This window comes from Rhizobium sp. OAE497, from assembly GCF_040546565.1.
Classification (GTDB): Bacteria; Pseudomonadota; Alphaproteobacteria; order Rhizobiales; family Rhizobiaceae; genus Rhizobium.
This window is the reverse complement of sequence record NZ_JBEPOA010000003.1, coordinates 810,925-830,628: the sequence shown is the minus strand read 5'-3', so window position 1 is coordinate 830,628 and position 19,704 is coordinate 810,925. Positions and strand designations below refer to the sequence as shown.

Below are 19,704 nucleotides of genomic sequence, written 5' to 3'. Positions count from 1 at the left end.
GAGGGAACCTCGATGTCGCCGTGGAACATCATCTCCAGATTCAGGTCCAAAAAGGACGTGTCAAAGGCGACCGTCGTTTCGCCAGTTCTGCCCGTCAGCTCCGAAGCCAGCGCTATGGAGGACCATTTCGATGGTTTACCGGTCGCTCAGGCAGACGATACAACTGCCCCGCCAGATCCTGTCGCCGTCATGACCAGTCCCGACGATCATACCGTAACACCCGTCGGCAGCCCGGCTGCGGAAGCGGCGGCTGTAGCGGAGGCCGAAGAGAAGGAAGTTACGGCAACTGCTCCGGCCAGCGAAATCTCCAACTCCCAAAAGTCCAAACGGCCAACCTACGATATCCGTGCGAGCAAAAAGGCTCGAAAGGGACCCCGCATCACCTTAAAGGGCAAAGAAACAGGCACCCAACCGCCATCGGCGGCCCCTATGCAGACGTCGGACCAGGATGGCTATTTGGACGCGGTCTATGGCTTGGACGATGACATCAAGCAACTGAGGGCAGCCCTCGCTCAAAAGCTCGAGACCCAGAACGGCCAGTTAAGAAATATGCTGTCGCGTTTTGAGGACAGGTGACAGTACGACTGCTCGAGCGACACAAGAGGCGTCGCGTCGAGTATATCCGACAAACTGGTCGATGCCGCGTGGGACAGATGCGTGCTGATGCTTAGCTCTGCCTGATCGCCAGATGACTGGTATGAGGCAACCGGCAGATCGCTTGAAGCCCGGCGACACTCACGATGGATGTATCTTGGCTCGACCTCCTCGAGAAATCCCGGCCCGAGCTATCTTGACGTGATCAAGCTAGCCATAACACAGTGTTTCCTCACGCCCGCAATCTTTGTTTTATCACATATCCTTCGCGTCACCGTCCTCGCGCACGGCCGGTGTGTGTTGCCGCCAAGCACCGCGAGCGATCGTTCTACAAGGCCCCTTGGATGAGGCGCTAACGTTTGTATAGCTCGGCGCCTCGGGCCCATAACGACTCCTGAGCCATTGTTAGGGCCGCTCGATGAGGTTATTGGGGACGAACACGGAATTCGTCCCTTCAGACTGGGCAGCAGAATATCTCACTTCGATACATCCACTTCGACTTGCTCCGCGCGTCAAGCCTGTGGTCGCCAATCGTACAGGAAATAGTCACATGTCCCTTTTCGTCATCCCAGATCCTGAACAGCAGCTATTGGATTCCCTAAACGCTTTTTTCGAGTCGCATCACATTGAGGGCGATAGTGTGGCCAGCGCTCTACGTCGCAGCGTTGATACCGCGAAATGGAGCGCAAAGCAGAACCGTGCTATTGCCAGACGCTATTGCCTGGAGCTCGGATGGACGCCGGACGATCTCGCTGCAATGATGGTCATGCAATGCAGTCTTGCTTCTATGACCAGCGGAGAGTTCACCTCGTCGCCGGGCCAGTTGACCCCTGAAGGCGAGGGATTTCGGCGTATTTTCGAGCTGTGCCTGGAGACGTTGGTCCGCACTGGCCGTATCAGCCTTGAAATCGCCGACATCGAGCGACGAGAACTCGAAGCCGAGATCGCCGAACTCTAAGATTTTGGCACCGCTCCTAGCCGCACCTCCCTGCACGCACGGCAATTGGAGTTCGAGAGCCAGTCGTCTCAAGCGAAGTGAAGATTTGACCCCGTAGTCGAGCGATTGAGCGTGGCGGCGAGCCGGTTTTATGAATGATTGAACGATCTTCGCCCGCGGCAGTTAAGTGACCGCAAGGCGTTTGAAATCCACCTTGTCCGGATGCATCGCCCAATGTTATCCGTAGAAGCCCGGCGCCGGATCAGTCCGCACCGGGCTTTTCCTTTGTTGGACAACGATCGCCATCTGCCGCGACATCTCAGTTGCCTAAATTACACCTTCCGAATATATTTTGCTGTCCGCTCCATTCGAGCGACCGGCGCAGCGTTTCATCTGGGACTTTATTAGGGATTAGAGCGCCATGCCAATGAAGCCGATGTCGCGGCCTTGATTTTTATGCAGTGCATCTGAGAGTTCATATCCACTTGCTGAAAAGGACAAGCCGATGGCTGACCCCAACGTTAAAACTCGTGCCTGCCCGATATGCAAGGAAGAGATCAAAGTTGCCGCCACCCGTTGTATCCACTGCCATTCGGACATCCCTCCAGGTGCAGACGGACGAGCTCGGCCCCCAATGATCATGGGTCGGCGCATTCGTGCTATGGCCCATAAGGCACCGGCCCCGACATTTAACGCCGGCCCATCGTCGGCATGTAATGATCTCGAAATCGATGACGCCGGCGTCTGGGAATACATCGGTGAAGACGAAGAGTATTGCTACTATTGGGGCCCTTCCTGAGCCACAACGGAGCTTCAGCGATCTATCTCATCACGGCGCCCGGGCATCGTGTTCCGCGATGAGTGATATCAAGCCTGGTCTCGCACCCCGAATTGACTGTGCTGGTCAAGGAGCCGGCGACGGAAGCTTTCAGCAGGAGACGGTACATCGTTGACGGTGCAGTCAGCCAGGAAAACGGCAGGTTCCGCATCTCCACCAGGCTCTTCAGAGCCTCCGACGGTGTCGTTGTCTGGGCGGGAAGCCATTACTACACGTCGGTGACTCTCGGTAAGGCGGCAGAGGAAAGTTCGGCCGGCTTTGCTTCTGAAATAGCAGGTACCCTACAGCGAAAGTCATAGCCTAACGAGATATTTTTTCCATACCAGCCATGGCGCACGACCTACAATCACCTGAGGATAAATGATCGTATCGTACGTCGTGCCTGCCGCTTCCTGATGCTACCATTCGGCTCCCCTATTTCGCTTCAGCCGCCGCTTGGTGAAACGCTGTCGTCAACCCGGTGGCGCGAACAGGCTCGCGACATGTTTCGCGAGATCGAACGGATAGCCATCCACGAGGGATCCGCAGGACGCTGTTCTTTGCCACCAAACTCGCGTGCGATCTCGCCCGCACGAGCGCTGCAGGTCGGGTAACCTGTCGAAGGTCGAACTCTTTTAGGGTGCTCCCGAATTCGACGAGACGCCAACCCTGATCTCCTTTGAAAACTTCGGCGAGAGGCCGTCGCGACGGGCTCGTTCGCCGATGTGAGAGGATGCCCTGAGCTCGTCCAGTGGAACCGAGTTGTTCAGTGCGCCTCGTTCGTAGGCGTATTCGGGCAGGTAGCCGTTGATGATCAGACGCCAGTCCAGCGGCACGCTGGCCCCAACTACACGCATCATCTTGAGCACGGTCGTGGTGCAGTTGCTGGTCAGGGAATTATAGAATTGCGGGGTCTCGGCGAGAGCGTTCGCATCTGTCACATACTCGCGAAGCAACGACCGCATCTGTTTAGGAGAGGCCCTGAGACGGTAGAGCTGGACATCCTCGCCGCGGAAGTTCGAACGCACGCCGACAACATCTCTTTCTTCGGCTGCGATGAGCACCATCGGGTTGCTCTTGAACAGATCCGCAAGAGGGGAGAAGGCACCTCCTTCTGACCGGCGAACCTCGATCGACCATGCGAGCTGTTCGCCGTCATCGAAGCCGAAGCTGAAGATCACGTGGGCGATCTCCGGCCCCGACCAGTAGGACATAATGAGGTCGAGTGTCCGCAGCTTGCTCAGATCGTAGGTTCGCGTCATCCAGCGCTGATTGACCGCCTCGGTGCTACTCCGCCACTCGAAGTCGCGCACGTTGAATAGCGTGAGGACATCGCCGTCGATAGTTCCCGTGGCCTGTCTGGCGACGTCGGCGGCCCAGGTTCCGTCTCTTGGGGGCTCGATTGAATTCCACCAGGCAACGACCACTGCGAAGGTCAACACGTATGCGGCGGCTGCCCTCAAGCGCCACCGCGTAAACAATCCTGCCATCGCCGAGGCGCTCAAAAGCGCGAAAAGCCCGGCGACAAGGGCTCTCATGAACTCGGAAGCTGGAAGGCGGTACCACAGAGCAAGTGTTGCCCACGTTGCGGCAACCGTTAGCAGGAATGCCAGCATGATCCAGCTTGCCAGCCGAATGGCCCGATGCCAACTCATCGCCCTTCCTCCGGTTGCCCTTGGGACTTCAGACCGAGAATGCCACTTGCGGGTCGATCCTGATAGCCCTCGCCGGAATCTACGACATGCGGCTGATACGAGTTTCCAACCGTCTGAATGGAAGTGATGGACGGAGGAATGCAGCGGAGGGCCCGGCGGCGGCAGATGGCGTGGCTAAGCGAGAGGTCCGTCAAGAAGAGGCGGAAGCCATGACCGACAACTGGAGGGCACGCCTGCACGACAGACTGGAAGACTTGGCCGATACCTTTGTCGTCGCCGGGGGCGAAACAGGAAGACGTCTTCGACGCCATTACCGAGGAGGTGGAAAACCTCAAGGTCGCGCTGGATCGAGACCCTTATCCGGCGAACGACGACACTGCGGTGATCGAGGAACCGGCGAACGACTGTCGGCGGACCGGGCACAGGAAAAACGCATGTCGCGACCGCCCTCGGTGTCCAGGCGATCGAGCATCATCGCCGCAAGGTCCGCTTCTTCTCAACCATCGAACTGGTCAACGCGCTCGAGCAGGAGAAGGCCAACGGCAAGGCAGGCCAGATCGCTGAGACGCTGGTTCGTCTCGATCTGCTGATCCTCGATGAACTCGAATCCCTACCGTTCAGTGCCTCAGGCGGAGCGCTGCTCTTCCACCTGTTGAGCAAGCTCTACGAGCGCACCAGGGGCGTCATAACCACCAACCTCAGCTTCAGCGAATGGGCCACCGTCTCCGGAGACGCCAAGATGACCACGGCTTTGCCGGACCGCCTGACCCACCGTCGCCACATCCTCGAAACCGGGAACGACAGCTTCCGCTTCAAGGCCAGCTCGGCCGCAGCCGCACAGAAGAGAGGAGAAAAGGCCAACCCCTTGACCGAAGCCTGATCAGAAAACCATACCTAGAGGTGGCTCACTTCTCGGTGGAAAAACCAGCTCAGTTCCGCGTGGAAACCAGCGGCCCTGGGCGATTGAGCGTGGCGGCGAGCCGGTTTTGCCTCACACTTGCGGCGTTAGCGCAGCTCGAAACAATTGCGTCCACAGTCCGGCTTGACAATATTTGTACGGCGATCGATGCCATCTCCAAACGTTTGCTTGCGGAACCTCAACTTGAGTTCCGCATTAAGGTGACGTCTATATGCCCTTTTGCCAGGCGAGCGCGAAGTCGACAATCACACACGCGCTGTGTGCCATGATCAAGGGCTCTGTTGTGTCAGTGGAGGAAGGATGCGGCAATATAGTTGGACCTTGATGAAGCCTGGCGCCGTGCCAACAGTTGGTCTTGGGACGATTAGTGACGTCGAAAGCGCAATTCATCGATGCCAGCTCAAGGGAATTCCATCTGCCAGTTGGCTTGTTCAGGAACTCCGGAAACGACAGGATCTGGCCGGCACGGCGCAATATACTCATTCAATGGGAAAACCAGACGAATGGCGTTTTGCTTGGATCGAAATCCAGATTTAGGCCAAGCCCGTTTTGTTTTGTACGGTCGACACAATCGACATTTCCGGGAAATCGATTACCTTATCGAATGGCGCGGGCCCTCCCCTCGCCCTGGGTCGTCTCCTCTCTCCAACTGCCTGGAGATGGCTGCGTGTTTGCGTTCGACGGCCGTCATGCTCCGTCGCACAGGAGATCGCCTCATAAAACCCAGGCTAAACCCAGCCCTACCACCCGTGGGGCGATCTCTCGTGCGTATTTACAAGGGAGCCGGCGCTGACCGTAACGCCTTTCCCCGCCCAGATGCTTCCCAAATCGACGGCGCGCGTCAACACGGTTGGCGCTTGCAGGCCGTCACGTCCAGCGCGGGACACCCTTTGCTATTGTTCGCGGGGCCCCGCTTGAGCCTCATGTTTCATCTGGCAAATGGAAGATAAAAGCAGAAGCAGACGGCGGCGGTGGCAGCAGCTGCAAGATATGTCAGTCTGCTTTTGCGGTATCCGCCCGGTACGGGACCGTACACAGGCCGCGAGCGGGGATTGCGGCGCGGTTGTTGGGGAACAACGGCCGGGGGCCGCAAGTTTGCCTGCCTCCAACCTCGGAGAAGCAAATGCGTATCGTAAACATCATTACCCTTCTTCTCGTCATCATTGGCGGGATCAACTGGTTGCTGGTCGGCCTTGCGGACACTGACCTGGTTGCGACCCTATTCGGTGGCCAGGACAGCACCTTTTCTGTCGTTGTGTACGTTCTGGTCGGCCTATCCGCGATTTGGCAGCTCGGTCCGCTTTTCCGTGCGATGTCTGCAGACCAGACCGCTGCTGAAGCAAATTCCATTCGCCACTAACAAAACCAATGGAGCATGAGAGCATGACTGACAATCAAACCCGCGAGATTTTTGTTACCGGTCTCCGCAACGCCCATGCAATGGAGAATCAAGCGCTCAGCATAATGAAACCTCAGATAAAGCGGATTGAGAACTACCCGGAGATCGCCGCGAAGCTTGAGCAGCACATCGCCGAGACGGATGGCCAGATTCAACGGCTTGAAGACATCCTCGCCGGTTTAGATGAGGACCACTCTTCACTCAAAGACATGGCACTGTCTCTCACCGGAGCTATGGCAGCGATGGGACATTCAGTTGCTGGGGATGAAATTCTCAAGAACTCCTTTGCCAACTACGCCTTCGAAAACTTTGAGATTGCCGCCTACAAGTCACTGCTGACCGTCGCTGAGGCAGGCGGGTATTCAGCTGCAACGACGGGCCTGCAGGCCAGTCTGGCGGAGGAGCGGGCAATGGCGGAGTGGCTGGATGCGAACATCGTCGCGGTAACGACGAAATTCCTCAGCCTGCGCGAGGCGGGCGAAACCGCGAAAATCTAAATGTGTAGAGCGCTTAGCGTATGCTCAGCGCTCTCGCCTTTTCGTAACGCCAAGGAGGATTAACTAGAGGCCGTGCGCAAGATTTTCCGGCGACACTGATACGTGCCAGCAGGTTTGCTGAATACGCAGTAGAATAAACCGGTTCGGGCTGGCCCGGGGGTTCTGAGAAGATAGCGGGCATGTTCTTTGATCCGGCTTGCAAGGCCTAGACGTCCTCGATCTGCCACCTGTTGGTTGGCCGGGCGGGCGGTACGTCTCGCTTTCCCAACTGCGGTCTGTCGCGCAGCGCATCGGCTTCCTTCTCGATCACGTAGATGATCGAGAGTCTATCGGCGCCCTTGGCCACAAGCTCGTCGACAAGGTCGGCAATGCGCGGCTTGATCTCTGCCAACGCCATCTGAGGGTTCTTTGCTTCTGCCATCACGCTTTCCTAGATCCGCGGGCCTGCCTCAATAAGTTCGACGTCCTCAGCCAGGACGAGAGACGCCGGAGGGTTGAGTTCAACGCATCCTTCAATCAGCCCGGAAATGTAGGCGAGCGCGTTTTTCATACCGTTGATCGTGTACGGCTTCTCAATCGCGCCGAGTGCTCCAGCGAAATCTCTCGGTATCTTCTTGATGTTGCCGCTGACAAACACATAGGGAATGTTCTTGGCGGCTAAGTCCCGCCCCACCTCGATGCCTGTGGGGCCATCTTGTAGATGGATATCCACGAAGGCGAATTCCGGCCGCTGAGCCGCGATTGCTTCCCGTGCCTGGTCTCGGGTAGCGGCAGTACCGATCACTTGATGGCCGGCCATCTCCACCTCGTTCTCAAGCTCCATCGCCAACAGCATTTCGTCCTCGACAATAAGTACTTTCAATTTTCACTCTCCTGCGGCGCTTCCACGAGCATCGTCACGTCAACAGTGGTTCGATGACCCTCGATCCGTCTTTCGATCTTTGCCCCAACTTGCCTTGCAGAGGTCTCCAAAAGGATACGGCCGATTTCAGCGGTCTCGATATCTACTTCCACTGGAATTGAAGTGTCCTCTACGCGGATCAGAAAATGACCGTTCAGTCGCTTGACGACCACGTGGATCTGGCCGCCGCCATCACTCAGCCCCCGGCGTACGGCGTCCCCAACAAGTTCGTTAACGATGAGCGCCAGCGGGGTGGCTTTCACCGCTGGGACATAAACTGGATGAAGCTCATGCGTCAGGCGAATATCTGGCCGCTTGATCGCACCGACCAGATCCGAGACCATTTCGCGGGCAACGTCCGCGATATCGAAGCGGGAAACGTCGTCCAGCGTAAACAGTTTGCGCTGGACCGTACTGAGAGCTTCAACGCGGTTGAGCACTGACATGAGGATCTGTCGATGGTCTTGGTTCTTCGTTATGCGAGCCTGCAATTTTACGATTGATGCCATCGTAAGCAGGTTGTTCTTCACCCGATGATCGACCTCATGCACGAGTAAGGTTTTTGCGCCCAGCGCTGATTGAAGCCGTTCAGTGTTCTTCGCGACCTCCTCTTCGGCTTTGTGGCGTGCCGCAGCGAGGTCGGCCTCGCGGCTCTTGACGTTGGTGAAGTCCAGCTGAGATGCGAAGAAGTAGACAATTCGGTTGTCGTCATCCCTGACGGGAGACAAGAAAAGAGCGTTCCAGAACTCGCTGCCATCCTTCTTATAGTTCAGGATATCGACGGCGATATCAGAGCCGGCTTCCACAGAAGCACGGATCCTAGCGACGGCCTCACGACTGGTGTTGGGCCCCTGCAAGAACCGACAATTCCGGCCGACGACTTCTTCAGCAGAGTAGCCGGTCAACTTCTCGAACGCCGCATTGCAAAATATAATCGGATTGTCGTCCTGATTGGGATCGGTAACGATCATCGGCATCCTGGTCGCCTTGAAGGCCGCGGCGAAGGGGTCTTCACGAACGTGCCTGGCGACAAGGCGGTCGCCGGCGGTTTGTGCAGCATTCCTTCTTTGTTCGTTATCAGTCATAACATCTCAGATTGTGGTTGAGCAGGGTGCGGTAGACTGCGGCGAAACTGGCATCGGGCGCAACCGAATTTCGAATTTATCGGCCCGCAGAGACGGCTTTTTTGTAAGAACAAGCGGACTGGTCTTCTTACTCAAAGAAAGCCCGGCACTCGGCATCCGTTCTAAAGAATTGTGCCACGCCTGTTTGTCAATAATCGCGTCTCCAACTGCGCGGACTTTGCCGGATGTAGGAAACCGGCGATCAAAATCAGCTTTATCTGTGGCACAATTCACCAAAGGTTACGCCGGCGTTCTCACCAGCAATACAAACGAGAAAGCCCCTGCAGCAGTAAGGCCAGTCACGAAATGGAATAGAGTGAAAAAAGTTCCATCCCTCCAGCAGTTGGCGCGGTTACAAAATACGCAGCGCGCTCTTTTTTGGGGTTGGCGATAGAGGAGGCAGCGCTCCGGCCCACGCGCCGCGATTATCGCAGCACGATAATCAGCTCGCAACGCCGGGGTGGTTGATAAGGCGACAGCATAATGCGCGAGTGCATGTTTGTCTGATCGCCAGATGTTTAGCCCGTCTGACCTGCCACTGAAGTTTCATCCGGCTGCGATTAGAGCCTCGGCGGTTTTTGATACGCCAAATGGCGGTGTGTTAGCAACCGGCGGAAACGCGAAGCTTCCATATTGCGTAGCGTTGGAGCCGGTTGCGGCGATGATCCCGGCATAGTCCGCCGGGGTTTGGTATCCGAGCGATGAGTGCGGCCGGAAATTGTTATAATCGTCGGCCCATTCTGCGATGGCGCTGCGGGCATGATCGAGCCCGAAGAACAGGCTCTCGTTGAGCAGCTCGTCGCGCATGCGGCCGTTGAAGCTCTCGACATAGCCATTTTGCATCGGTCTTCCCGGCGCGATGTAGTGCCACTCGACCTTGTGATCCTTCGACCAAGCAAGGATGGCATTCGAGGTCAGTTCGGTCCCGTTGTCTGAGACAATCATGCCAGGCTTACCTCGTCGCTCGATAAGCGTCGTCAGTTCTCGCGCGACACGGCGACCTGATATCGATGTGTCCGGGATCGCCGCCAGGCATTCGCGCGTGACATCGTCGACTACATTGAGGATGCGGAAGCGCCTGCCGCAGGCGAATTGATCGTGGACGAAATCCAGAGACCAGCGGGCATTGGCCTTTGCTTCGACGAGGATCGGCGCACGCGTGCCGACGGCACGCCGCCTGGCTTTCCGTTTGCGCACGGAAAGACCTTCCTCGCGATAGAGCCGATAGATGCGATTGACCCCGGAAGGCTCTCCGTCTCGCCGGAGCAGAATGAACAGCCGTCGGTAGCCGAACCGTCGTCGCTCGTTGGCTAGATCGCGCAGCTTCGCTCGCAACTCGACCTCAGGCGGCCGAGAGGATCGATAACGGATCGTCTTTCGATCTGCGGATATGATCTGGCAGGCCCGCCGTTCCGAAAGACCCATGATGGCCTTCAGGTGCGCGACAGCGTCACGCTTGGCGGCAGGCCCTACCATTTTTTTGAAAGAAGCTCGCGGAGTGCGGCTGTATCCAGCATCTGTTCGGCAAGCAGCTTCTTCAGCTTGGCATTCTCGTCCTCCAGAGCCTTGAGACGCTTGGCCTCAGACACTTCCATGCCGCCATATTTGGCTTTCCAGTTATAAAAGGTCGCCTCGGAAATCCCGTGCCTACGGCAAAGATCAGCCGCTTTCGCTCCGGCTTCCTGCTCCTTCAACACTGCAATGATCTGCTCTTCCGTAAATCGCTGCTTCTTCATAAGTCCGTCCTCAATGGGCCGAACTCTAATCCATTCTGGAGGAAATTCTCAGTGGCAGGTCACGTCTCTTCCGCCACGAATTGGAGACGGTGAACCTTTATCGAGTTCGAATCCTTTGCCGGCCGTTAATGCAGCTACCTGAGCCTTGCTGTCGTGGAACCATGTTCATATCTCGATGTTAGACGAGCATCATAAACATGAGTTGATGCATGCGATCCATCCCCATGAGTTTGGCGCTTATCAATCATTGAGCCGCAATATCTGCAGCAAAAATTGGAGGATGCCGTGAACTATATTTGGCTTTTTGTCGTATCCGGCGGGGCGGCCCTCTTGGGGTTCGCTCTGGCGTTCGGAATGATATCGCAGGATCCTAAGAGATCGATTGGAGCGATCGCCGGCTCTTTTATAGTGGCTATCCTCGCGCTCGGAGCTGGGATCTACGTATCCCAAGCATCTACTGCGCCGATCCAGCCCCCGGACAGAAGTCATACCGAGGAAAACCTTCCGGCTGGACCTGCGCACACAGAAGAGCTGCCGGGGGAACCGAAATCCCGATGACGACCTTGCTTGCCGGACGACCAGCTTTTCGCCTGAGGTCCTGCTCTGAGTTGATGACTGTCTCTGCCGAGCGACGTTCTTCACCGCAAGCATCTAAGCGCGTTCATCTCGCTCACATGTTTTGACGTGACACCAATCCTGGCGATCTCCCTCGTCATCGGCAGGGTAAACACCACTCCCCCCGGTTCGCACCCGGGGTTCGAGATCCTGGGCTGCGACAATGACGGGGGTCACCGTCGGGCTGCTCATGGCAGAGAGCCCCATGAGAATAAACTTCGTCATTCTGCGCATTTCGATTTCCTCCGTTCGCGAAACATCGGACAGATCCTATTGTTCCAATGCAGGCAAGCGCGGCTGAGGCGGAGGTCGGAGAAGAACTTGCTGAGGAGGGGTGCGCGAGTATCCGTCTTTCTTCTGAAGGACGCGGCGTGCAGCACGGATAGTTTGGCAGCGCGCCCGGGCCGCTGAACTGATGCAGCCTAACCGCCGCCAAGATGTCGCGGAAGGGGCGCCAGACCCTGATTGATTGCGTGGCAAACGATCATGGAGCCCGATGCGGGTAGCGCTCGCACCGTTCCGCGACAGTGGAAACTAGGCGATACGGAAAAGCGGTGACCATCGTGGTGAACCGGCTTCGATGCGCAGGCTATCTTCACAAAAGTTTTTCACGCTATTGCTCAACCTCTCCAGCGCATCGATGTCTTGAGCTACGGGAGCGTCTTCGCTCCAGGTTTATTTCCTTCCGGTCAGCCTGGATGATACCGCTGGTGACATCAAAAAGCCTGATGATGCCGGGGTGACAGCAAGAATAAAGGGCAGTCTGTTTTTCGAACCGTCGAGACACGAAGCCATCTCGATGCAGTTGCGTGAGCGCATTGGTAACATTGCGTCGGGTTGTACGGCATTTTCCTGTTAGCTCGCTGATGCTCATTTCGTGCCCGATGAGGTGAGACACAACACGGAAGCGAACCGGGTTCGCCAATGCATCCAGTAGAGAGACTTTTAATCGGATTTCGTCGTCCATGATGTCGGCTGCTCCTTCTTCCATATCTGGAGCACCAGCGTTGAAGCGCCACCTGTCTGTGCGTTGCCGTACCAAATTGATTAGACGGGATTTCAAGCGCCTGCTAATAAAGGAAGTACCAGTGCCATCGGACAGGTTGCATGCCAGTATACCGTCCGAGCACGTCTGCGCGGACGGATGGATGGGCACAGTCTGGATCGCAAGCCTTGGGGAAAGCCTGTGCACGTTGGCAATCGTTTTTGACGAGCGATGGAACGATGCTGCGAAGCGGTAAGGGCGCCGACCTATCCACATGGATGCCCGCATGCTTTTCAAAATTCGATGACTCTCGCGGTCTCGAGCTCGTTGTTCGCGGTCGCGATTTTAGCGAGCTTGGCATGAGGCTAGCTGTCGTGGAAGTGGCACGTGTCATGAGCCGCGGAGTATCAACCAACTGGATCAACGGCTGGCAGGCCAGATTGCTAACCTGGGGGAGCTCTCCTCGTTAGTTAATCCAGGTCCCCCGAGTTCAAGCCAGCTGCAAAATTTCGTCTCGCGTTTGCGACAAGCTCACCGGTGTCGGTAATTCCAGTCTTCGACAGTTGGATGAGCAAGGTTGCGAGACGAAGCACACAGTGTCGATCGCGCTCGACCTTGAACTCTCTGCAGAGGGTCTTCAACGCGGCATTGAGGACCAGAGTGTCGAGCATAAACACATCACTCCTGATATTCAGGCAAGGCGGCGGCGAAGAAATGCGTTCTCAGCGCGCAGTTTTTCGACAAGAAGCGTTCGCAGCCTCCTGTTTTCATCTTCAAGCTGCTGCAGCTCAGCCCGCTCTTCCTCAATGGCGAGCGAGGGCGGCAGGAGAGCAACATCAGACCGTGCCGCTGATTTCCGGGGTTTGTATTTAGTCGTAACTGGATCAGACATGGGCGACTTCGGCTTTTGCGCGCGAGGCCGCTTCTCATCCGCGCCTTTTGACCGGTTGCTGGTCGTCGCCTCCGCAACATCGGCAGCGGGGACTGTATGCGCGTCAGTTGATTTTGGGACATTCTCGTCCTTCAGCTCTGCGATGGCAGGAGAGATCTCGCTTCTCATCCCGAGTTCGGTTCTCGGCTCAGCGCCCGGTTCCACAGCTTTGACTTGCAGCGGCAAGTTATTGTTCTGCCGCTCTACGACCGGTGCCTGCTGCGTCTCGCTGCTCGCTCCAATCTCGGCTGCTGGTCGCCGCATATTGGAGTGCAATTCATTCTCCACATCTTCTGAAATCGACTTTAGGTCCAGGTTTCCCCAGATGGACGTCGGCTTATCCGCACTCCGACGGGTCCCCCCCTTGTACTCCACTATGAAATTTTTGTGCGCTCTTTTCATCGGTTTCGCCCTCGCTGTCGAAGAGGCCAATTCTGCCATCCGCATCAACTATTCAAATCGCTATCTGATGTAAATGGAGCTGCGCAAGTTTCGACAGCCTGCCCATCAACGCGACCTGCTCCAGCATCATCTAATGACACTTGTCCTGGACGGAACAATCAAAACCGTCTCAGCCGTAGCAGCACTGCCACGAGCGCCATTATGCAAGCCGCGTTAGCGTATTATGACGCATCATCTATCGGAACTTAAGCCTGCGTTTCTCTGGCCTCGACCAGCTGTCGAAAATATCGAAGAGCTCCCGCTTCGGTAGCCCTCAACAGAAGCGGCCCGGCTTGCTGTCAGCGCTGTCAGCGCTCCACCATCGCCCGGTCAGACGGCATCACCAATAAAGAGCGCAACGACATCGCAGCACCAAGCGGCAGGTTGCGGTCTGCGCGTTAAGAAAGCCAACCGAGAAACGAAGGGCCAGTATGGCAGGGTCGCTTGACAGCCGCTCGGTTGCGAGCAGAGCCGGGGCCGCACCTTGCCAGAAAAGGGCTGCGAAGAAGGACATTGAGCGCTGCACAAGCGCCCAGCCGCGCGACGGCGCGCCAATCGGCCGAAAAGCCTAAATCGCCGATATCCCGGTTACGACCGTTTCATCGACGACCTGGACCATGGAAGCTCCAGACACGGCGCCGCAATTTGTGGAACATTTGGCTTCAGTTCAGGTTCGGCGCCCATTCACGACTGCTAGTCCCATCGAGGAGGAGATCTCATGCCAAGCGATCCATCGAGCCCACGTGGCCCAAACGAGAACGGCGTCTCCAGTGGCGCCGCCGGTCACACGGCCACTTTTGAAGATCTCCAGGCCAAAATAGCGGATGACGTCACCGCGACTAAGGAAGCCGTCAAGCACGGCTCTGATACCGCAATGCAAAAAGTTCAGGAAACTGTTGCTGAACAGACGGGTTTTGCCGCCCGCCAAGTCACAGGGATAGCCACTGCCCTGCAGAAGGTTGGCGCCGAGCTCGAAAATGGTGAACAGGCTGAAGTGGGCCGCTACGCCAGGCAAATCGGCGCCAGCCTCCAAGCTATCGCCAAAGACATGGAAGGCAAGGACATCGGCGCCCTTGCTGGGATGGCCGAGGACTTCGGTCGTAAGCAGCCACTGGCCTTCCTTGGCGCCGCCGCACTGGCTGGACTGACAGCCAGCCGCTTTCTCACGGCTTCGGCTAAGCGTAAAGCCCTGTCTGAAACGGACCCGACCGCTCGCAGTTCCGGGCGAAAGGCAGGGTCTCAGGATTTGACGGAGGGGTCTATCGATGGCTGAGCAGAATCAAAATGCGCCGCTCTCTGAATTGATCAGCGGTCTGATTGCAGATGTGTCCGGCTTGATGCGCAAGGAGATCGACCTTGCCAAGACCGAGGCATCAGAAAGAATTGCCTCGGCACTCGGGGGTATCGAGGTCATAGTGGTCGGCCTCGTACTCTCGATCGGCGCCGTCGGCGTTCTACTGAGTGCTCTGGTCAGCGGCCTGGCCCTCCTGTTCGTTCGCAGCGGCATGGGCGACGCAGAATCGAACGCGCTTGCAGCGCTGATCGTCGGAGCGGTGATTGGCGTCATCGCCTGGGTGCTTGTCTCCAGAGGGATCGCCGCTTTGCGATCCTCCAACCTGAAACTCGATCGCACAACAACGTCTCTTCGCCGCGATGTCGGCATCGTCAAGGAGAAGATCTAATGACCCCCTCGTCGGAAAAATCATCAGCAGACCTCCAGCAAGAAATCGATGAGGATCGGAAAAGGATCGAAACGCGCATTGACGCGATCCAGGAGAAAATGTCGCCTGGCCAACTCGTTGACGAAGTTATTGCCTACGCCAAGTCCAGCGGCGGGGGTGAGTATGTCAGCAACCTCGGCAAGGCCCTCAAAGAAAACCCCTTACCCGTCGCGCTGATGGGGGTCAGTCTGGCATGGTTGATCGCCAAGCAGGCAGGGGCGCCGAGCGCCAAGGCATCCGCCGGTGACGAGCACTATCCGTTGTACCCTGCTCAGGGCGTCGTGCGGCGGGTGGGTCCTCCGGAAGACGTCGGTGGTGCTCGATACAGCCACTTCGCCGACGACGCCGGCCACCGGTTTAAAGCTTTGACCGATGATGCCGGTCGACGCGCCGGACACTTCGTTGATTCAAATGGCAGAATTTACAGAGGTTTCAGCGACGCCGCCGGCAGACAGATCACGCGCATCTTGGACGAGGCGGGTGCCGTGCTAGGCGCCGCGACGGGGTGGGCTTCCGACACCTGGAAACAAATCACGGATGCCGCGGACGGTATCGCGCACAAGACTAGTGATGCGACAGGCAACGCAGCGACGTCGGCCTCGACGGCGGCCGCAAGCCTGCATGATCAGTCAGCACGGATAAACGCAATGATCCTAAAGCAGTTTCGTGAGCAGCCGATCGTCGGCGGTGCTCTCGCCTTTGCCGTGGGCGCCGCAATAGGAGCGGCTATTCCGCCCACCGGTGCAGAAGACGATGTTCTGGGCGACGTGGCCGACAAGGTTAAGGAGAACGTTGCTGACCATGCTTCCGAGTTGCTTGATCAGAGCAAAGGATTGGCGTCGGATACCTACGATACCGCCGTTTCGGTAGCCTCAGACGTTCACGATGCCGTTAAAGAACGGATCGTTGGCGAAGTCGATCAATACGGGAGCGGTCGGCCGGCCACCTAAGACCTTGAGGAGCAGGCCGCAGCCGAGCTTCTGGTTTCAGCGCCACCTCCATAAGTTGCGACAGCAGCTTGCGCCTCAATTTGGCGCTCGCTGCCGGTCCCAGAGCGTTGATACGCAATAGCGTTGCAGGCCAGCGTCACCAGCACATGAAGTGGGAAACGCCGACCAAGCTCATGCTCATCGGCTCGGGCCACGGTGGAACGCGTCTCTCTCGAGCCGATCGGATTCTTCCGAGCCGGTCGCCGAGTATTCAGGTGTGATCGACACCTCACCCTTCTTCAATTAAACCGAATATGCTGACGGGCGTTTCAAGACCGCGCAACCGATGGGATCCCAGTGCTACAACCTCTGAAGAGCAATTTGCTAGGGATATGAACTCCGCAGAAAGCAACACTGATTGTTTGGTCTTCTTGGTGAATTCCTCCAGCCTCGATGCGATGTTGACCGCAGGTCCGATCGCAGTGAAATCCAGACGTTTCCGCGACCCTATGTTGCCATACATGACATCGCCGACATGTACCCCAATGCCGTAGCGCAGAGCGTCCTTACCGGTTTCCAAAAGTTGACCGTTCAGGGTTTCCATTCGCGACTGCCCCTCTTTGATCGCGTAGAGGAGATCGTCGCAGGCGTCCGGGTTGCTGAGCGGGAAAATAGCCAGAAGGCCATCTCCCATAAACTTCAATATCTCGCCACCGCGGGTCTCGATTGGGTCACAAATCGCGTCGAAGTAGCCGTTTAGAATTTCGATTATATCGTCACGGGGCCACAGATCTGACAAGGCCGTGAAGTCTCGCAGGTCGCAGATCATGATTGCGGCTTTGAAGGTCTTTCCACTGCCTCGTGTCGTAGCACCGGCTAGAATTTCAGCGCCTGCGTGAGCGCCTACGTATGTTTCGAGAAGCGTGCGGGCCATAGCATTCTTCATCCGGATCTCGCTTGCCAATGCCAGCGCAGGCAACAAGTCCTTCAGGTAATCCATCTCGTGCTGGAGGAACCCGAGCGGCCTCTTGGTGGCGAAGGTGACGACGTGGCACTTTCCGAGTGTATGTTTGATCGGCCACGCAACATAGTCGGTATATCCCTCGCGGTGGAGCTCTTCAAAAAGTGGGTACTTGGATATCTCGTCGGTACGCGCAACGAGATGTTGCCGTACTTCCAGAGCTCCGTTGTAAATTTCGGTGGCTGGTTTGCGGAGGAAAATCTCAGTGGTGTCGACGTTGTAGTCGAACGTATCGATCTCGGCTTCGACTGCACCGGATTGCCACAGTATCCGGGCACCCTGCCATTGCGGATGCTGAATTCTTAGGTGAAGAGACGATCTGGCGACTGATATACCGTCAGCCACGAGCCTCTCGCACATTTCCACCAGCAAGTTGTCAAGGAACCGCTGCGCGCTCGTGTCATTCATCAACCAATCGAGGACCGCTCGACGCTTGTGGGGCCACGATCCACTGCGCGTGCGTGGAAGGTGTGAAACGGTATTGCTCATAGAGGTCCTCCTGCCCGCACATCCTAAGGGTGCCAAGCGCAATGGGGAAGGAGGTTTTGTCCATCAAGCTGTGGTTCCTCAGATTGTCGGCGCTTATCGCCCGAGGCTCAACCTGGCAATCTAGTTGCAGACCTGAACCCGTTCAGTATGATAACCGTAATCGTATCGGTCCTGCACCGTCCTGCGTTCGTACCAGCACTCCCGAGCCGGAGCCGCATAATATCGCGGTGCGCTGTTTTCTATCGAGCCAGCTATGATGCCCCCGATCAGACCACCTGCAAGCCCGCCTGCAATTGCGCCGCCATAGTCATTGTGATGTCTATGCCTGCGCCAATCCCGCCGCGGTCCGTCCCAGCCATCCCAACCGCGGTGATCCCGCCACCCGCGATTGTAGTAGTCCTGCGCGTCCGCGGCCGCGGGAGCCAGGGCGATTGGAGCGGCAAATGCAGCGACCACCGCAGCTAAAACAATCTTTTTGAACATTAGGTTACTCCGATTTTGGTGCCCCGCTCCTACCGCGGGCGTCGCCGGTTTGGATAAGAATTACGACGCGCGGCATGAATTCAAGCTGAATGACCCGTTTATCCATGTGTCAGCTTAGCACGTCCCGGACGCCAAACGGTGGCTGGCGGCCCACCGGTTGAGCACCTTGCCCGCGTTTGGTCGAGGTGCTAGTCGTCTCGCGCGACGCTCAAGAACACCTTCCTCAGTTGCTGTTCGCGCATTCGGTTCGGTCATCAAGCGGGTCCGCCGACATGCTCACGGCTCATCGCGCTGCCACCCCATAGACCGACACTGCTTCTCAGCCACGTATTGGGCGTCTGAGAGGCTTCTGTACTGACCTGGAAGATCATAACGGCGCCGCTGAAAAACGAAGAAGGCCTTCCCATCAATTCTGTTGTACGTGACCAACGGTGCGTCTTCTTCATTGCTCATGCAGGGCATCCCTCGTTTTTCGCGGGAGTAACCCGCGAACAGGGCGTCGGTTCCGTTCATCGCGGATGGTCGACGAAGCCGAGCGTGTCACGCCGATGCGGATCGCGACGCACCGCGGCCCCGCATGGCCGATGACGAGCATCTTATAGATGAACCGGGAAGAAAAACGGCGCGTGCCGCTTGAACGGACACGCGCCTAAAAATGAGGTGCACTCATGGGGGAATGCAGCCCGAAGATGGCAGCGGGTGGTTAAGATCCGGTTAACGCGCCACACCGTGATGAGGGGTCCTGGCTTAGGCCCTGAACGGATGGATACATCCTTCCAGCGTTATCCATTTCGCAACCGGTTTCCGGCTCAGCCATGACAATGGTTCTGGCCTTGGCTGTGATGAAACGGCGACCCACGTGATTTAGATGACCCCCGCGCCCCAAGCGCGACCGACGAGGGTCATCAACTTTGCCTAAATTTCCTGACGCGATTGTGGACGCCGCAGCTTGCTTCCGAGCACCAGATCCGCCGTCCGCCTTTTGATGTATCGAGAAACAACCAACCGCAATTGTCGCCTTTGCACTCCTTCACCGATCGTCGGTTCGGTCGCGACACTAGCAGGTCGGCAGCGGAGCTCGAAAGCACATGCACGAGGTCGGCGGGCGTCTCGACCTTTGTTGTCCAAGCCCACCCGCCGGCAAGTTGCTCGAAGACTTGATGGCTTCGAGCAACGATCGCAGCCGCTTTGACGACATTTGCATCACCTTCCGGGGCAATTGCGCCCCCGTCTTCTTCGAGAAAGACACGATAAAGGCTCTCACGGAGATCAATTCCCGTCGCCAGCGCCTTGGCAGCCGCCCCAGGGCTAGCCTCTGCCGCCTGCCTTAGAGTTGCAGCCGCAGCCCCAGAAATGAGATCCACCCTTTGACTGAAAGTGACAAGGTCGACGAACTTTGTCAGGAGATCCGGGCCCCACCGACCTCGGCGGCTGTCAACTGTATTGACAAAATCCAGGGCGGGGTGCCCGCCGCTCAAGCGCATGGTGCTTACTGATTTCGCCATAGGGA

Annotated in this window: 17 protein-coding genes and 2 pseudogenes; 9 read left to right on the top strand and 10 right to left on the bottom strand. The window is 57.2% G+C overall.

What is annotated here, in order from left to right; translation table 11 throughout:
- Window positions 1–12 precede the first annotated feature (12 nt).
- Window positions 13–576: a hypothetical protein gene (locus ABIE40_RS30695; protein ID WP_112715825.1), complete on the top strand. Its 564-nt coding sequence runs from the start codon at window positions 13–15 to the stop codon at window positions 574–576.
- Between the two features lie 568 nt (window positions 577–1,144).
- Entirely contained in the window at window positions 1,145–1,552 is a 408-nt protein-coding gene (locus ABIE40_RS30690; protein ID WP_112715823.1) for a hypothetical protein, read from the top strand.
- A 390-nt stretch (window positions 1,553–1,942) separates the two neighbouring features.
- Here ABIE40_RS30690 and ABIE40_RS30685 read toward each other — a convergent pair whose 3' ends face one another.
- Together ABIE40_RS30685 and ABIE40_RS30680 are read right to left on the bottom strand one after the other, a co-directional pair.
- Window positions 1,943–2,131: a hypothetical protein gene (locus ABIE40_RS30685; RefSeq protein WP_199629710.1), complete on the bottom strand. Its 189-nt coding sequence runs from the start codon at window positions 2,129–2,131 to the stop codon at window positions 1,943–1,945.
- An 852-nt stretch (window positions 2,132–2,983) separates the two neighbouring features.
- Entirely contained in the window at window positions 2,984–4,003 is a 1,020-nt protein-coding gene (locus ABIE40_RS30680) for an Lnb N-terminal periplasmic domain-containing protein (RefSeq protein ID WP_130279562.1), read from the bottom strand.
- Between the two features lie 209 nt (window positions 4,004–4,212).
- Between ABIE40_RS30680 and ABIE40_RS30675 the strand changes: the two are divergent.
- The 4 genes and pseudogenes from ABIE40_RS30675 to ABIE40_RS30660 form a co-directional block, all read left to right on the top strand.
- A pseudogene (locus ABIE40_RS30675) lies at window positions 4,213–4,408 on the top strand (hypothetical protein); the annotation flags it as partial.
- Between the two features lies 1 nt (window position 4,409).
- Window positions 4,410–4,883, top strand: a pseudogene (locus ABIE40_RS30670) (ATP-binding protein); the annotation flags it as partial.
- A 1,162-nt stretch (window positions 4,884–6,045) separates the two neighbouring features.
- A complete protein-coding gene (locus ABIE40_RS30665) occupies window positions 6,046–6,282 on the top strand; it encodes a DUF378 domain-containing protein (protein WP_112715819.1) in 237 nt (78 codons plus the stop codon).
- 23 nt (window positions 6,283–6,305) lie between these two features.
- Complete coding sequence (locus ABIE40_RS30660) at window positions 6,306–6,818, top strand: ferritin-like domain-containing protein (RefSeq protein WP_112716147.1); 513 nt, start codon at window positions 6,306–6,308, stop codon at window positions 6,816–6,818.
- A gap of 205 nt (window positions 6,819–7,023) precedes the next feature.
- Here ABIE40_RS30660 and ABIE40_RS30655 read toward each other — a convergent pair whose 3' ends face one another.
- From ABIE40_RS30655 to ABIE40_RS30630, 6 genes are all read right to left on the bottom strand, one after another.
- Window positions 7,024–7,239 (bottom strand): hypothetical protein, encoded by a 216-nt coding sequence (locus ABIE40_RS30655; protein WP_112715817.1) that lies wholly within the window; start codon window positions 7,237–7,239, stop codon window positions 7,024–7,026.
- Window positions 7,240–7,248: 9 nt separating this feature from the next.
- Window positions 7,249–7,680, bottom strand: coding sequence for a response regulator (locus tag ABIE40_RS30650; protein WP_112715815.1), 432 nt, complete (start codon window positions 7,678–7,680; stop codon window positions 7,249–7,251).
- Window positions 7,677–8,804 carry a PAS domain-containing protein gene (locus tag ABIE40_RS30645; RefSeq protein WP_112715813.1) on the bottom strand — a complete coding sequence of 376 codons (1,128 nt, stop codon included), beginning with the start codon at window positions 8,802–8,804 and terminating at the stop codon, window positions 7,677–7,679. Before ABIE40_RS30645 ends, ABIE40_RS30650 begins: the two co-directional genes overlap by 4 nt.
- A 585-nt stretch (window positions 8,805–9,389) precedes the next feature.
- A protein-coding gene (locus tag ABIE40_RS30640) for an IS3 family transposase (RefSeq protein WP_199630049.1) occupies window positions 9,390–10,579 on the bottom strand; the annotation gives its coding sequence in 2 pieces (ribosomal slippage) (window positions 9,390–10,327 and window positions 10,327–10,579; 1,191 coding nt in all).
- A 1,228-nt stretch (window positions 10,580–11,807) separates the two neighbouring features.
- Window positions 11,808–12,161, bottom strand: a complete 354-nt coding sequence (locus ABIE40_RS30635) for an ArsR/SmtB family transcription factor (protein ID WP_199629713.1) — start codon at window positions 12,159–12,161, stop codon at window positions 11,808–11,810.
- Between the two features lie 709 nt (window positions 12,162–12,870).
- A complete protein-coding gene (locus ABIE40_RS30630) occupies window positions 12,871–13,512 on the bottom strand; it encodes a hypothetical protein (RefSeq protein ID WP_130279563.1) in 642 nt (213 codons plus the stop codon).
- A gap of 757 nt (window positions 13,513–14,269) precedes the next feature.
- On the opposite strand from ABIE40_RS30630, the gene ABIE40_RS30625 reads away from it, so the two are divergent.
- From ABIE40_RS30625 to ABIE40_RS30615, 3 genes are read left to right on the top strand one after another with little or no spacing between them, the layout of a single operon-like run.
- Window positions 14,270–14,824: a nutrient deprivation-induced protein gene (locus ABIE40_RS30625; RefSeq protein WP_210341250.1), complete on the top strand. Its 555-nt coding sequence runs from the start codon at window positions 14,270–14,272 to the stop codon at window positions 14,822–14,824.
- Window positions 14,817–15,233, top strand: a complete 417-nt coding sequence (locus ABIE40_RS30620; protein ID WP_199629714.1) for a phage holin family protein — start codon at window positions 14,817–14,819, stop codon at window positions 15,231–15,233. The genes ABIE40_RS30625 and ABIE40_RS30620 overlap by 8 nt, the downstream gene beginning before the upstream one ends.
- A complete protein-coding gene (locus ABIE40_RS30615; RefSeq protein WP_112715799.1) occupies window positions 15,233–16,222 on the top strand; it encodes a DUF3618 domain-containing protein in 990 nt (329 codons plus the stop codon). Before ABIE40_RS30620 ends, ABIE40_RS30615 begins: the two co-directional genes overlap by 1 nt.
- A gap of 268 nt (window positions 16,223–16,490) precedes the next feature.
- Here the strand turns inward: ABIE40_RS30615 and ABIE40_RS30610 are convergent, their stop codons facing one another.
- Both ABIE40_RS30610 and ABIE40_RS30605 read right to left on the bottom strand, forming a co-directional pair.
- Window positions 16,491–17,711, bottom strand: coding sequence for an adenylate/guanylate cyclase domain-containing protein (locus ABIE40_RS30610; RefSeq protein WP_112715797.1), 1,221 nt, complete (start codon window positions 17,709–17,711; stop codon window positions 16,491–16,493).
- 1,388 nt (window positions 17,712–19,099) lie between these two features.
- The gene (locus ABIE40_RS30605) at window positions 19,100–19,699 is read right to left on the bottom strand and encodes a CGNR zinc finger domain-containing protein (protein WP_148194619.1); all 600 of its coding nucleotides are present in this window, start codon (window positions 19,697–19,699) and stop codon (window positions 19,100–19,102) included.
- Between the last annotated feature and the right edge of the window lie 5 nt (window positions 19,700–19,704).

Bases quoted from the DNA above. Each gene is read 5' to 3' on its own strand.
- ABIE40_RS30695 (WP_112715825.1), top strand. From the start codon at position 13: ATGTCGCCGTGGAACATCATCTCCAGATTCAGGTCCAAAAAGGACGTG.
- ABIE40_RS30690 (WP_112715823.1), top strand. From the start codon at position 1,145: ATGTCCCTTTTCGTCATCCCAGATCCTGAACAGCAGCTATTGGATTCC.
- ABIE40_RS30685 (WP_199629710.1), bottom strand. From the start codon at position 2,131: ATGTCCGAATGGCAGTGGATACAACGGGTGGCGGCAACTTTGATCTCT.
- ABIE40_RS30680 (WP_130279562.1), bottom strand. From the start codon at position 4,003: ATGAGTTGGCATCGGGCCATTCGGCTGGCAAGCTGGATCATGCTGGCA.
- ABIE40_RS30665 (WP_112715819.1), top strand. From the start codon at position 6,046: ATGCGTATCGTAAACATCATTACCCTTCTTCTCGTCATCATTGGCGGG.
- ABIE40_RS30660 (WP_112716147.1), top strand. From the start codon at position 6,306: ATGACTGACAATCAAACCCGCGAGATTTTTGTTACCGGTCTCCGCAAC.
- ABIE40_RS30655 (WP_112715817.1), bottom strand. From the start codon at position 7,239: ATGGCAGAAGCAAAGAACCCTCAGATGGCGTTGGCAGAGATCAAGCCG.
- ABIE40_RS30645 (WP_112715813.1), bottom strand. From the start codon at position 8,804: ATGACTGATAACGAACAAAGAAGGAATGCTGCACAAACCGCCGGCGAC.
- ABIE40_RS30635 (WP_199629713.1), bottom strand. From the start codon at position 12,161: ATGGACGACGAAATCCGATTAAAAGTCTCTCTACTGGATGCATTGGCG.
- ABIE40_RS30630 (WP_130279563.1), bottom strand. From the start codon at position 13,512: ATGAAAAGAGCGCACAAAAATTTCATAGTGGAGTACAAGGGGGGGACC.
- ABIE40_RS30625 (WP_210341250.1), top strand. From the start codon at position 14,270: ATGCCAAGCGATCCATCGAGCCCACGTGGCCCAAACGAGAACGGCGTC.
- ABIE40_RS30620 (WP_199629714.1), top strand. From the start codon at position 14,817: ATGGCTGAGCAGAATCAAAATGCGCCGCTCTCTGAATTGATCAGCGGT.
- ABIE40_RS30615 (WP_112715799.1), top strand. From the start codon at position 15,233: ATGACCCCCTCGTCGGAAAAATCATCAGCAGACCTCCAGCAAGAAATC.
- ABIE40_RS30610 (WP_112715797.1), bottom strand. From the start codon at position 17,711: ATGAGCAATACCGTTTCACACCTTCCACGCACGCGCAGTGGATCGTGG.
- ABIE40_RS30605 (WP_148194619.1), bottom strand. From the start codon at position 19,699: ATGGCGAAATCAGTAAGCACCATGCGCTTGAGCGGCGGGCACCCCGCC.